General features: G+C 69.2%; 13 protein-coding genes. 3 read left to right on the forward strand and 10 right to left on the reverse strand.

From position 1 onward, the window contains the following. Window positions 1-789 carry a DUF305 domain-containing protein gene (locus tag FNH13_RS17085; RefSeq protein WP_165700162.1) on the forward strand — a complete coding sequence of 263 codons (789 nt, stop codon included), beginning with the start codon at window positions 1-3 and terminating at the stop codon, window positions 787-789. 34 nt (window positions 790-823) lie between these two features. On the opposite strand, the gene pdxH is transcribed toward FNH13_RS17085, so the two are convergent. Continuing rightward, entirely contained in the window at window positions 824-1,513 is a 690-nt protein-coding gene (gene pdxH, locus FNH13_RS17090; RefSeq protein WP_143785202.1) for a pyridoxamine 5'-phosphate oxidase, read from the reverse strand. Window positions 1,514-1,577: 64 nt separating this feature from the next. Here pdxH and FNH13_RS17095 point away from each other — a divergent pair, with 64 nt between their 5' ends. Next, entirely contained in the window at window positions 1,578-2,156 is a 579-nt protein-coding gene (locus FNH13_RS17095; RefSeq protein ID WP_143784557.1) for a hypothetical protein, read from the forward strand. On the opposite strand, the gene FNH13_RS17100 is transcribed toward FNH13_RS17095, so the two are convergent. The 5 genes from FNH13_RS17100 to FNH13_RS17120 all read right to left on the reverse strand — a co-directional run bounded on the left by FNH13_RS17100 (window position 2,125) and on the right by FNH13_RS17120 (window position 8,894). Further along, entirely contained in the window at window positions 2,125-3,480 is a 1,356-nt protein-coding gene (locus tag FNH13_RS17100; protein WP_228266464.1) for an MFS transporter, read from the reverse strand. The two genes, FNH13_RS17095 and FNH13_RS17100, sit on opposite strands and share 32 nt — an antisense overlap. A 113-nt stretch (window positions 3,481-3,593) precedes the next feature. After that, a complete protein-coding gene (locus tag FNH13_RS17105) occupies window positions 3,594-5,381 on the reverse strand; it encodes a gamma-glutamyltransferase family protein (RefSeq protein WP_143785204.1) in 1,788 nt (595 codons plus the stop codon). Window positions 5,382-5,543: 162 nt separating this feature from the next. Beyond that, complete coding sequence (locus FNH13_RS17110; protein WP_228266737.1) at window positions 5,544-6,818, reverse strand: MFS transporter; 1,275 nt, start codon at window positions 6,816-6,818, stop codon at window positions 5,544-5,546. 5 nt (window positions 6,819-6,823) lie between these two features. Continuing rightward, window positions 6,824-7,243: a MarR family winged helix-turn-helix transcriptional regulator gene (locus tag FNH13_RS17115; protein WP_228266465.1), complete on the reverse strand. Its 420-nt coding sequence runs from the start codon at window positions 7,241-7,243 to the stop codon at window positions 6,824-6,826. 181 nt (window positions 7,244-7,424) lie between these two features. After that, window positions 7,425-8,894: an NCS2 family permease gene (locus FNH13_RS17120; RefSeq protein ID WP_143784559.1), complete on the reverse strand. Its 1,470-nt coding sequence runs from the start codon at window positions 8,892-8,894 to the stop codon at window positions 7,425-7,427. A gap of 18 nt (window positions 8,895-8,912) precedes the next feature. On the opposite strand from FNH13_RS17120, the gene FNH13_RS17125 reads away from it, so the two are divergent. Continuing rightward, on the forward strand, window positions 8,913-9,206 hold the full coding sequence (locus FNH13_RS17125; protein ID WP_228266466.1) for a DUF2530 domain-containing protein: 294 nt from the start codon (window positions 8,913-8,915) through the stop codon (window positions 9,204-9,206). Between the two features lie 51 nt (window positions 9,207-9,257). On the opposite strand, the gene FNH13_RS17130 is transcribed toward FNH13_RS17125, so the two are convergent. The 4 genes from FNH13_RS17130 to FNH13_RS17145 all read right to left on the reverse strand — a co-directional run bounded on the left by FNH13_RS17130 (window position 9,258) and on the right by FNH13_RS17145 (window position 13,145). Further along, a complete protein-coding gene (locus FNH13_RS17130) occupies window positions 9,258-10,001 on the reverse strand; it encodes a DUF3027 domain-containing protein (protein ID WP_143784560.1) in 744 nt (247 codons plus the stop codon). Window positions 10,002-10,003: 2 nt separating this feature from the next. Next, on the reverse strand, window positions 10,004-10,408 hold the full coding sequence (locus tag FNH13_RS17135) for a cold-shock protein (protein ID WP_407669913.1): 405 nt from the start codon (window positions 10,406-10,408) through the stop codon (window positions 10,004-10,006). A 183-nt stretch (window positions 10,409-10,591) separates the two neighbouring features. Continuing rightward, complete coding sequence (locus tag FNH13_RS17140) at window positions 10,592-11,020, reverse strand: iron chaperone (RefSeq protein WP_143784561.1); 429 nt, start codon at window positions 11,018-11,020, stop codon at window positions 10,592-10,594. A gap of 247 nt (window positions 11,021-11,267) precedes the next feature. Then, window positions 11,268-13,145, reverse strand: a complete 1,878-nt coding sequence (locus FNH13_RS17145) for an ABC transporter ATP-binding protein (protein ID WP_143784562.1) — start codon at window positions 13,143-13,145, stop codon at window positions 11,268-11,270. Window positions 13,146-13,255: the final 110 nt, after the last annotated feature.

Below are 13,255 nucleotides of genomic sequence, written 5' to 3' on the forward strand. Positions count from 1 at the left end.
ATGACACTCGTCGCTGACGAGGACACCCCACAGACTCCGGGCCCCCCGCAGCCGGAGACCGGCCGGCTCGGGATCGGGCTGGTCGCTGGCACCGCGATCGTGGGTCTGATCCTGGGCGCCCTGCTCGGCTGGCTGGTCTTCGGACAGTCCAGCCCTGCCGACGACAGTGTCGAAGCGGGCTTCGCACGGGACATGACCGAGCACCACGCCCAGGCCGTCGAGATGTCGCTGGAGGTGCTGCAGACCACCGAGGACGAGGGCCTGCGGGCACTGGCCACGGACATCGCCTCGACGCAGGGCAACCAGCTGGGTCAGATGGAGGGCTGGATCCGACAGTGGGGTCTGCCGATGGCCCGCCCGGGTGACCGGATGGACTGGATGGGTGAGATGGAGCACGCCATGCACCTGGTCGAGGGCGCCCCGATGGCCGGCATGGCCAACCCGGAGCAGATGGAGTCGCTGCGCACTGCCGAGGGCGAGGCCGCCGACGTGCTCTATCTGCAGCTGATGACCACCCACCACATCGCGGGCGTCGAGATGGCTGAGGCCGCTCTCGATGGCGGTGTCGACGGTGAGGTCAGGCGCCTGGCCGCGGCAATGGTCAACGGTCAGGAGTCGGAGATCGAGCTGATGCTCGGCATGCTCGAGGTCCGCGGGGAGCAGTCACAGGAGCAGTCCGGCCTCACGGTCGGTGTCGCCGAGCAGGGTGAGCCGATGGACCACGAGGACATGGGTCACGGCGAGGACGACCCCGCAGATCACGCGGACGACACCGGCCACGACGGCTGACCGGACGCACCCCCTATTTCGGGTCCGCTGGCTGCTAGGGCTGCAACCGGGTCAGGGACCAGGACGCGGCATCGTCCAGGTTTCCCTCCCCCACGCGGGTGAGCACCAGGCGGTCGTGCAGCCGGTTGACCCGTCCGGCCCAGAACTCCACCCGGTCGGGCCGCAGGCGCACCCCGCCCCAGTGTTCCGGCACCGGCACGTCCACTGGATGCCCGTGGTCCGGGAACCGCTCGGCATACTCCTGATAGGCCTGCTCCAGCGCCGCCCTGCCGGTGGCCGGCGCTGACTGGTGCGATGCCCAGGCACTGATCCGCGCCCCCCACGGCCGCTGCCGGAAGTAGTCCTCGACCTCGCCCCGGTCCACGATCTCAGCCACGCCGCGGAACCGGATCGCGCGGAACATGCTGGGCCAGGTCAGGCTCGCCGCGAGCTGCGGGCGAGCCGCGAGCTGCCGCCCCTTCGTCGAGGTCAGGTTCGTCACGAACCCGGGGCCGCGCGGGTCCAGGAAGCGCATCAGCACAGTCCGCACATCCGGTCCGGTCTCGTCGACGGTGGCCACCGACAGCGCATCCGGCTCCGGAACGTCACCGTGCTCCTGCTGCCGGGCCCGCGCCTCCTGCACCCACCTGCTGATCTGTTGGAATGGCGTCGCCGCGAGCTGTTCCTCCCCCAGGCCCGCCCCGGCATACTCCACCCGTCTGCGCCATCCCTGGTCACCTGTCATCACGATCTGAGTATGCCGCGCGCTTAGGGTGGGTGAGCAAGGACCAGTTCCACGGAGGTGCACGATGGCAGGAAAGGGCAAGGCCGCGACCCGTCTGATCAAGTACGGGCCGATCGCCGCCGCCGCCGCTCAGCGGTGGGGGCCGGTGGTCTGGGAGCAGCTGAAGAACCAGCGGGAGCCGGCGGAGAAGTTCGTGCAGGACAAGGTCGCCAAGGGCAACCAGCGCAAAAAGGCGATGGCCCACGCGGCCACGGTCATCGACGGCTCCGTGCTGCAGGTCTTTCACCGCAACACGGCCCACTGGGTGGTCTTCTCCGGGGACGACCCGATCGCGGTCCACCCCCCGACGCCAGCACCGTTCGAGGAACTCCTGGACCGCGCCGACCTCGACAAGCGCGTGCGTCCGCAGGACGGCTCCGTGACGATCAAGGTCCCCCGGCCCAAGAAGCCTGGGTCGAAGAGCAAGCCGCCCGGCGCTACCGGCACCACGGCCTCGACGACGGGCGGCACGGGGTCGCCGTCACGTCAGGAGCCGGCGCCGGGACCGCACACGGTCAACTCGCCTGTCGCTCCCGGACCGGTCGCTCCAGGACCGGTCGTTCGTGGCGAGGTCAGGAGCTCGGCGCAACGGCCTCCGGACTGAGATCTCGGCGGTTGGCGGGCACCGTGATGAACATGCTCAGGCCCGCCCCGAGCGCGGCGAGCGCCATCGGATAGAGGCAGACGTAGGCCCGCCAGGCGGCCCCGGCCTGAGCGCCGGGATCGTCGCCGGAGTAATAGCCAAAGAGGTAACCCAGTGATGCCAGCGCCACCCCGGAGATGACTCCTGCCAGGCGGCCGAAGAAGCCGAAGGCCGCCAGGAACATGCCCTCTCGGTGAGCGCCGTGCACGGCCGTGTCCTCGTCCAGCACCCGCGCGATGATCAGGTCGTTGCTGGCCAGCATCCCGCCATAGCCAACCCCGACGCAGAGACCGGCGAGGATCGCGGTCAGCAGGTTGTGCGCGAAGTAGAGCGGGACGAAACCCAGCGCCAGGAGCGCGAGGGCCAGCCGCCACGTGAAGGGCGCGCCTCTGCGGCGCACGACCCGCGCCCAGACCGCCAGGAAGCCGACGGTGGCGAGGATGACGACACCCTGCAGATAGAGGGCGTAGGCCACCGGGAGCCCCAGGGAGTAGCGCACATAGAGCTGCACCCCCGTGAGCACGAGTCCCATGGCGCTGAGGTAGCACGCGCTGACCACGCCGATCTGCCAGAAGCGCGGATTGCTCAGGATCGCCCTGACCGTCGCCAGGAACGGGGACCGGGAGGCCTGCGCGGCGCGGGGGTCCTCCCGGATCCCGAGGGCCATATAAAGGATCACGGCACAGGCCAGCACCCCATAGAGGATCGCGGTGATCGTGAAGCCCTCCGTGCTGTGCTCGGTGCCGAAGACCGAGGTCGTCAGCCAGGGGGTCAGGGCGAGCGACACGACCAGCGCGAGCAGCTGGAATCCCTGGCGCAGCGCGTTGGCGACGGCCCGCTGCCGCTCCCGCGGGAACAGTTCGGGCAGCAGGGCACCGTAGTTAGCGTTGATCATCGAGTCAGCGGCCTCGCACAGGATCGCGAACGTCGCGAACCACACCACCAACCCCGTGCCGTCCAGGGACTCGGGCACGGTGAACAGGGCGATCATGCCGACCGCCAGCACCGGTGCGCCGACAAGCAGCCACGGGCGGCGACGGCCCCACCGGGTGCGGGTGCGGTCACTGAGGAAACCGAGCACCGGGTTGTCGAGGGCATCGATGATGGCGTAGGCGATCATGACGACCCCGTAGACCCGCACGTCCATCCCGAGCAGATCGACATAGAAGAGGATCAGCGATCCCTTGATCATGGTGATCGGGATCGAGGTCCCGAACATGCCCACGGCATAGCGCGCCGGGCGGGTCGAGGACGGGCCGCTGCTGGAGAGCTCCGGTCCGGTCACGGGGGTCAGCCTGCCAGATCGATCGAGCGCACGGCGTGGTCGATCTTCTGACGACCGCGTGCACGGCGTGGCGCCCCAGACGGTCACCGGGCGCGCGCCGAGGTGTCCGTCGGTCAGCGACCGACGGCGTAGCCCTGCATGCCGCGCGGGTTCGCACCCGCGCTGAGCAGACCACTCTCGGGGTCCCGGGCCACGGCGCACATCCGGCCGAGCGTCCACGGACCCTGCTCCAGGACCTCGTGGCCCCAGTCGGCGAGCGCCGAGCGCACGGTCTCCGGATAGCGGTCCTCGATGACGAGCACGCCGGGCTCGGTGATTCTGGGCTCGAACGACCCCGGGAAACTCGTGGTGTGGAAGGCGGGCGCGTCAATCGCTTCCTGCAGGCTCGCCCCATGGGCCAGGTGGCGCAGCAGGAAGAGCGACTGCCACTGGTCCTGCTGGTCGCCGCCGGGCGAGCCGCAGGCGAGCACCGGCTGCCCGTCGCACAGAACGAGGGTCGGCGTCAGGGTGGTGCGCGGACGCCTGCCCGGTCGCAGCGAGGAGGGCAGACCCTGCTCCAGCCACATCATCTGCAGGCGGCTGCCGAGCGGAAAGCCGAGCTCGGGGATGACCGGCGAGCTCTGCAACCACCCACCGCTCGGGGTGGCCGAGACGATATTGCCCCAGCGGTCGACGACGTCGAGGTGGCAGGTGTCGCCGCGGGTCACCCCATCGGGGCCCACGTCGGGTTCGCCCCGATCCTCACGTGGCGCCTGCTCCCGCTCGCGGGTGACCGTCGGCTCCCCGACGCCGGGAGCCACCCCGACCGCCTCGGTCAGGCCCGCGAACTCAGCCATCCGGGGAGCGCGGCCACCCGGTGAGCCGGGTCGCACCGTGCGATCTGCACCCCTCCCGACGAGCGCTGCACGCTCCCCCAGGTAGGCAGGGTCGAGCAGGTCATCGACGGGCACCGGCTCGTCGCCAGAGTCCCCGAACCACGCCTCGCGGTCGGCCATGGCGAGCTTCCACGCCTCGGCGAGGGCGTGCACGCCCTCGGCCGTGTCTGGGTCGGGTGGGTCTCCGAGGGCATCGAGTATGCCGAGCACCTGCAGGAGCGCAGGCCCCTGGCCCCACGGCCCGGCCTTAGCGATCGAGTGCCCCTGCCACTCGCGCACCACGGCCGGCTCCCAGGTGGCCGAGAAGGCGGCCAGGTCCTGCCCGGTGATGACGCCTGGGGCGACGCGGCCGTCGGAGTGGCGGAACGCACGCCGGGCGAAATGGTCGACCGCGTCCGCGACAAAACCCTGGGACCAGGCGGTGCGCACCGCCTCGACCCGCGCCTCACGCGTGCCGGCGCCCTCTCCGGCAGCCACGAGCCGGTCCAGGGTGTCCGCCCAGGCGAGGTTGCGGAACAACTCCCCCGCGCGCGGAGGCCGCCCGCCGGGCAGCCAGACGTCGGCCGAGGTGGTCCAGTCACTCTCGAAGATCTCCTGGACCGCAGCCACGGTCGTGCCCACCCGGGCAACCAGCGGGTGGCCGTGACGCGCGTAGTGCTGGGCGGGAGCGAGGACCTGGGCGGGCGACATACTCCCGTGGTCGCGCAGCAGGAGGAGCCAGGCGTCGACCGCTCCCGGGACGGCGGCAGCCAGCGGACCCGCCCCTGGCACCCGGTCCATCCCCAACCCTCGGAAGTGCTCCGCCGTGGCAGCCGCCGGGGCCGCGCCCTGTCCGCACAGCACCCGCGGCGTGGGGTCAGCGGCCGTGGCGATGATCGCCGGCAGGTCGCCGCCCGGGCCGTTGAGGTGGGGCTCGACCAGGTGCAGCACGAAACCCCCGGCGACCGCGGCGTCGAAGGCGTTGCCACCCTGCTCGAGCATCGCCATCGCGGTCTGGGAGGCGATCCAGTGCGTGCTGGAGACCATCCCGAAGGTGCCCGTCAGGGTGGGCCGGGTCGTGAAGGCACCCACCGGAGTCACCCGAGAACCGCCGAGAACGTGCTCACCTGACGACGGCGGCCACGCCGGCGACCACGAAGAAGAGCGCGAGGGCCACCAGCACGATGACGCGGCGGGAGCGGGGGGTCATCAGGACACCCTCTCAGGCACGGGCTCCGTCGGCCCATATTCCACGCTGAGCCAGTTGCCCCGCTCGCGCTGCAGCCGGACCCGGATGTCCTTGGTGCGCATGACATAGGTGGTCGCAACGATCACCGCCAGACCGCACGTCACGGTGGCGATGAGCACCGTCCACCGGGGCCCGAAGGTCTCCCCGATCCAGCCGATGACCGGCGATCCGACAGGGGTGCCGCCCATGAAGACGGCCATGTAGAGGGCCATCACCCGGCCCCGCACCTCCGGGGCCACACTGAGCTGGATCATCGAGTTGGCGGTGACCATCACGGTCAACGCGGCAAGCCCGGTCGGGATGAGCATCAGGGTGTAGAAGAGGAAGTTCGGGGCCAACCCGACAAAGAGCGTGCACAGGGCAAACAACCCCATGGCGATCAGCAGGTAGCGCAGCCGCGGCTTCTCCCGACGCGCCGCCAGCAGCGCGCCACCGAGGGAGCCGATCGCCATGACCGAGCCGACGATGCCGTACTCCTCCACGCCCTTGCCGAAGGCCTCGGTGGACATCAGCGCGTTGGTGAGCTGGAAGTTCATGCCGAAGGTGCCGTGCACGAAGACCAGCGCCATGATCAGGATGATGTCCGGCCGGTGCCGCACATAGGCGATGCCCTCACGGATCCGACCCTTGCCCCTGGCCACCGGTGCGGGGGTGAGGGTGTCGACGTCCATCAGCAGCAGCGCGCCGATCACCGCGACGAAGGAGGCCGCGTTGATCAGCAGGGTCGGCCCGGTGCCGAACCAGGCGATGAGCAGCCCGGCCAGCGCCGGGCCCATCAGGCGGCCGCTGTGGAAGGACGCGCTGTTCAGACCCACCGCATTGCTGATCTGAGTCGGGGGCACCATCTCGGAGACGAAGGCCTGCCGCGCCGGGCCGTCGACGGCGGCGGCGCAGCCCTGGATGAACGCCAGCAGATAGATGTGCCACAGGGTGGCCACGCCGGTGACGACGAGCAGTCCCATCGCCACGGCGGTGAGCGCCATGAGGGACTGGGTGATGATCATGGTCTTGCGCTTGGGGAAGCGGTCACTGACGGCACCGGCGATCGGGGCGAGCAGGAGCATCGGCAAGAACTGCAGGCCCGTGACGATGCCGAGGGCCTCGGCAGAGTTGTTGGTCAGCTCGGTGAGGACGAGCCAGTCCTGGGCGACGCGGCCCATCCAGGTGCCCGTGTTGGAGACGATGCCGCCCGTGGCATAGATCCGATAGTTCTTGATCGACAACGAGCTGAACATCGCGCTCACTCGTCGAACACCCGGTTCAGCAGATCGCTGGCGCCGGCCAGCAGTGCACGCTCCTCGTCGGTGAGGCCGTCCAGACGCTGGGTCATCCAGGCGTCGCGGCGGGCCCGGTGCGCATCCAACTCACCGCGGCCCTTGTCGGTCAGGGACAGCCGGACGACCCTGCCGTCGTCACTGTCCGAGGCGCGCTCGACCATCCCGAGCTCGACGAGGGCGCTCACGGTGCGGCTCATGCTCGGGGCGCTCACCCGCTCGATCGAGGCGAGCTCGCCAGAGGTGTAGGACGACTGGGCCAGTCGCACGATCACGCTCAGCTGGTGGGGCGCGATGGTGCTGGTGGTCTCGAAGCGGACACGCCGCGACACGCGCATACACGCGATGCGCAGGTCGTGCGCGAGCCGGGCGATGTCATCCGGCAAGTGATGGGCAGGCTGGGCGGGCACAGAGGTCCTCAGATTCGCAGTAGCAGTACCATTTAGCCTAACTCATTACTTTGGCTAACTATTTCCGGTAGCCGCCCTGCTGGTGAGCACTGTGCGCCCGGCCTGGGCACATCCCGGAACGCCCGGCGCCCGGTCGGGGGCGCCCGGCCGCCGGCCCTTAGACGCCGAGCAGGTCCCGGATCGGGTCGAGGGTGAAGTAGATCAGGAACATCCCCGCGATGATCCACATCAGCGGGTGCACCGCGGAGGACTTGCCGCGCACGACCTTCAGCAGGACGAAGGCCAGGAATCCTGCGCCGATGCCGGCGGTGATGGAGTAGGTGAACGGCATCAGCACGATGGTCAGGAAGGCCGGGAAGGCAATCTCCATGTCCTTCCAGTCGATGCCGGCGACCTGCTGCATCATCAGGAAGCCGACCACGACCAGGGCCGGCGTGGCCGCCTCATAGGGAACGATGGTGACCAGCGGGGTCAGGAAGGTCGCGAGCAGGAACATGAACCCGGTGACAACGGACGCCAGGCCGGTGCGGGCCCCCTCCCCCACCCCGGCTGCCGACTCGATGTATGACGTGTTGCTGCTGACGCTCGCGGCACCACCTGCCGCGGCCGCAATGGAGTCGACGACCAGGATCCGGCGGGTGCTGGGCGGGTTGCCGTCCTCGTCGAGCAGGTCACCCTCGGCGCCGACCGCCACCATTGTGCCCATCGTGTCGAAGAAGTCGGCCAGCATCAGGCTGAAGACGAGCAGGACCACGGTGACGATGCCGATGCGCTCGAACGAGCCCAGCAGGCTGAACTGACCCAGCAGTCCGAAGTCGGGGACGTTGACGATCTCGCTGGGCAGCGCAGGCACGTTGAGGCCCCACCCGGTCGGGTTCACCAGCTCGCCCTCGGCGTTGGTCTGACCGCCGATGTCGAGCACGGACTCCAGGATCACCGCCAGCACGGTGGCGCCGATGATGCCGTAGAGGATGGCGCCCTGGATCTTCTTGGCATAGAGCACGACGATCGTGACGAGGCCGAGGACGAAGACCAGGGTGGGCCACCCGGCCAGGTATCCGCCCACCCCGAGTTCGACCGGCGTGGGACCGCCGGGCTTGCGCACGATGCCGGCGTCGAAGAGTCCGATGATGGTGATGAACAGGCCGATGCCGACACTGATGGCGATCTTGAGCTGGGCGGGGACGGCATAGAAGACCGCCTCACGGAACCCGGTGAGCACCAGGATCAGGATGACCAGGCCCTCCAGGACGATCAGTCCCATCGCGTCCGCCCAGGTCATTCCGGGGAGAGTGGCGACGCCGAACGCCACGATGGCGTTGAGCCCCAGGCCGGCCGCCAGGCCCAACGGATAGTTGGCGACGACACCCATCAGGATCGTCATCAGCCCGGCGATCAGGGCTGTGGCCGCAGCGACCATGGCGACCTCACCGCCGGCCAGGTAGTTGCCGGTGCTGTCCGGAACGCTGGTCAGGATGAGCGGGTTGAGCACCACGATGTAGGCCATCGTGAAGAAGGTCGCGATCCCACCACGCACCTCACGGCCGACAGTGGATCCTCGCTCCTGGAGCTGGAAGTAGCGGTGCAGCGGGTTCTCTCGGGACGCCTGTTCGGCGGTGGCAGACATGGCGCATACATTAGGCTCATGTCGCACGAGGCGGAGACTCCGGGCTCGGCAAAGCCCTATCTGCCACCCCATCTGTCGGAGCAGAGTCCACTACCACCGATCGACCCACCGGTGGTGACGCTGCGCACAATCCGTCTGGTGCGGTGGGGCATCGCGCTGTGGGCTCTCGCCCTGGTGGTCCTGGCGTTCGTGCCGTCCCTGCGCGAGGGGGAACGCGACTGGTGGTTCTGGGTTCCGGTCGCCGGGATCGCGCTCGGCGCGATCGGACACTTCTATCTCGCCCGCGGCCGCGGCAACGCCGCCGACGCCTGAGGGGTGTCGGCCGGGGGCGCTGTCGACCCGCTCAGCATCGGACCAGTTCTGTCAGGACTCGACGATCTCCAGGACGTTGTCGTCCAGCACCGGCGGCTCGATGACCTCCGGGTCCGGCCGCTCGATGTCGACCTCGCTGTGCGCGCCGCAGCCGTGGTCGAGGCTGACGACGCCGCCATCACTCGGCGACCACTCGTTGGCGCACACTCCGAAGACCGACCGCAGCGCTCCGGCCATCGGCACGAAGTAACCGCACGTCGAGCAGGGTGAGGGGGCCTTGCGTGCCGTCTGAGCGGTGGGTCCGTGCTCGCCGTCATACCAGCGCTGGGCTGCGGCATCCCGCCCCTCGGCCGACAGCACACGCGGACGTCCCAGGCCAAGCTCGAAGAACCCGACCTGGTCGACGTCCTCCTCGCCCGTGGCCTCGAAACCTGCCACGAGCAGGGGGTCCTCGTCGATCTTGGGGGTGATGTCGCCGGGGCCGACATCGCCGGGGGCGAGGCGCTCGGCATACGGCACCCAGGGCGGGGACAGCAGTGCCTCCTCCCCCGCGACCAGGTGCGTCTCGCTCAGCAGCGGGGTGCGACCGCGTGGGGGCCTGGTGAAGGTGATCGCCCACCGCCAGCCGGGATAAGCCAGGGCGGTGCAGTCGAAGTAGTGGGTGCCCACCCGGTCCTCGTCCATGACGAAGCCGACGTGCTCACCCACCGTGCCCGGCTCCGCGATGGCCACGGCGGCCTCGCGCGCGAGGTCCTCAGCCGCGGCCAGGACCGCGTCCCGCTTGGGGGCTGCCATGCTCAGACCCCGGCTTCGAACTGGTCCGCGACCGCGCGCAGGCTCTTGGCGAGCGCGCCGGACAGCCGCTTGTCGGGGTAGTGACCTCGGCGCAGGCTGTTGGAGGAGTCGTCGAGCACCTTGATCAGGTCCTCGATCACCACCGCCATCTCCTCGGCCGGCTTGCGGTCACGGATGGCCATGGACTTGCTGACCGAGGGCGCGGGCTCGAGGAGCCGGACGTGCAGCGCCTGGTCGCCGCGCCGGCCCTGGGCGATGTCAAACTCGACCCTGGCGCCCCGGGAGAGTGACTTGACGCCGGAGGGGAGGACGCTGGCATGGACATAGACGTCCTCACCCTCGTCGCTGGAGAGGAAGCCGAAGCCCTTCTCCTCGTCATAGAACCTGACCTTGCCCGTGGGCACCATGCACCTCTTCATCAAAACTGCGGGATCGTGGTCCCAGGTTATCGTCTCCTGGCCTCTTCTCCCCCACCGAGCGCACGGGATTGCCCTTCCACCCTGACCGAGCGCGCCTGGTTGCCCTTCCCGTGGCACCGAGCGCACGGCGTTGCCCTTCCACGCCCTGACCGAGCGCACCGGGCGGCTGTGTCAGCTCGCGGCCTGTTTGACCAACGCGGTGATCCGCTTCTCCTCGGCCGTCGTGAGCTTGGTCAGTGCGAAGGCGGTTGGCCACATGTTGCCGTCGTCGAGGTTGGCCGGCTCGTTGAACCCCAACTCGGCATACCGAACGTCAAATTTGGAGGCCGCCTTGAAGAAGCAGATGACCTTCCCCTCGGCGTTCGCGTAGGCCGGCATGCCATACCAGGTCCTGGCCGCCAGCCCCGGCGCTGCCTCCTTGATCAGGGCGTGCACGCGCTCGGCCATCGGCCGCTCGGCGTCGGACAGGGCAGCGATCGCGTCCAGCACCGCCTGCTCAGCCTCTTGGCCCTTCTTGGCCGCCTTGAGCTCGCGCGTGCGCTCTCGCAGTGCAGCCTTCTCCTGGGCGGACAGCTTGGTGCTGTCGTCGGTCTTGGTCATGGTGACCTCCTTGGTTGGTGTGCGACCAACGCTAGGGCCACGGCTCAGGGGATGCTTCTCGATTTCTGATCGGTGAAGAAGGGCAGCATGTGCACGGGAAATTCTCAATCTGTCGCGCAAGAGCGAGAAGAACCCGTGCAACTGCATGGGTTCTTCTCGCTGCGGGGGCGGGCTGCGCCGACCAGGGGCGATCAGGTCGGTGGGGCCGACCAGGGCGATCAGGTCGGGCGACGCCGATCAGGGGCGATCAGGCGGCGAGCATCTCCTCAAGCAGTTCCTCGTCCGCCCGCTCGCTGGCCCGCACCAGGGCGGCATAGGCACCACCGGCGGCCATGAGCTCGTCGTGGGATCCCCGCTCGTGGATCTCGCCGCGCTCCAGGACCACGATCTGATCGGCGTGACGCACCGTGGAGAGGCGGTGGGCGATCGTGATGACCGTGCGTCCGGCCCCCAACTCGTCGAGGGCTCGCTGCACGGCGAGTTCGGTGCGGGTGTCGAGGGCGCTGGTCGCCTCGTCCAGGATGAGCACGCGCGGGTTGCGCAGCAGGGTCCGGGCCAGGGCCAGGCGCTGCTGCTCGCCGCCGGAGAACCGGTGTCCGCGAGCGCCGACCATCGTGTCGTAGCCCTGCGGCAGCCCAACGATCACGTCGTGGATCTGCGCCGCACGGGCCGCGTCCTCGATCTGCACGTCGGTGGCCCCCGGGCGAGCGAAGCGCAGGTTCTCCCGCACCGTGTCGTGCAGCAGGTAGGTCTCCTGCGACACCACCCCGATCACGGCGGCGCGCTGCTCGGAGGTCAGGTCGCGCAGGTCGATCCCGTCGAGGGTGACTCGCCCGAAGGTGGGGTCATAGAGGCGGCTGACCAGCGCTGCGAGGGTGCTCTTGCCCGAGCCGGTGGGGCCGACGATGGCCACGTGGGACCCGGCGGGGACGGTCAGGTCCACCTCGTGCAGGGCGTCCCGGTCTCCATCTGTATGACGGAAGGTCACCTTGTCGAGGCAGACTCGCCCCTCGGCAGACGCCGGGTTGAAGGCTGCCGGCTGCTCGGGCTCGGGGACCTCGGCGGTCAGGTCGAGGTATTCGAAGATGCGGCTGAACAGGGCCATCGAGGCGGTGACCTGGACACCGATGCTCAGCAGTCCCATGACCGGGCGGAAGATGCCCGACTGCAGCGCGATGAAGGCGACCAGGGTGCCGATCGTGATGCCCTCGGAGGTCACCGGCAGTCCGGCGATCAGATAGATGAGCGCGGGGATGATCGCAAAGACGATGCCCATCGTGGCGGTGCGCCACCGGCCGGCGATCTGGGCGGCGACCTCCAGCTCGAGAAGGTCGTCCGAGCTGGCGAAGAACCGCTGTGCCAGCGCGGGGCCGGCACCGAGCGTCTTGCTCAGGCGGGCGCCACTGACCGACAGGGACTCCTCGACCTGGCTGTGCAGGCCGGCGAGTGCCCTCTGGCGCTTGTCTGTGGCCTCGCGGCGGAGTCGGGCGACCGAGCGGCTGATGATGACGGCCGGGGGGATCACGATGAGGGAGAGCAGCGCGAGCTGCCAGCTGAGGGCGACCATGGCGATCAGCGTGCCGATGACCGTGGCAATGTTGCCGGCCAGGCTGGTGGCGGTGGAGGTGACCACGCCCTGCAGTCCGGAGATGTCGTGGGTCAGCCGTGACTGCACCTCTCCCCCGCGGGTGCGGGTGAAGAAGGACAGCGACTGGCGCTGCAGGTTGGTGAAAACGTCGGTGCGCAGGCTGTGCATGATCTTCTGACCGACGGTGGTCGACATCCAGGTCTGCACGACACCCAGCACGGCGTTGACCGCGGCGACGCCCACCATGGCGAGCACGAGGATCAGCAGGAGCCGCACGTCCTGGTGCGGGATCGCGTCGTCCACGAGGGCCTTGGCCAGGAACGGGGTGGCCAGTCCGAGGGTGGAGCTGGTGACGATCATCGCCAGCACGGTCAGCAGCGTGAACCGGTGCGGGCGGAAGAGTGCGAGGACCCTCGCGGCACTCACCGGGTGAGCGGCCAGCTGGGCCTTGTCCTTGGGGTCACGGCGTACGCCGTCGAGTTGGCCGTGACGGCGGCGGCCGTTTTCGCGGGGTGCGGAGTCAAGAGTGGCATCCATGCAGCACCCCTCCTTTCATGTGGTGGCCGATCATCGGTGCCGGCCGGGTGTCTGTGTCGATAGTGAGGTTACCACATTTTGTGCTTACCTTACAACTCTGTTAGGGTTGC

Source organism: Ornithinimicrobium ciconiae, assembly GCF_007197575.1.
Classification (GTDB): domain Bacteria; phylum Actinomycetota; class Actinomycetes; order Actinomycetales; family Dermatophilaceae; genus Ornithinicoccus; species Ornithinicoccus ciconiae.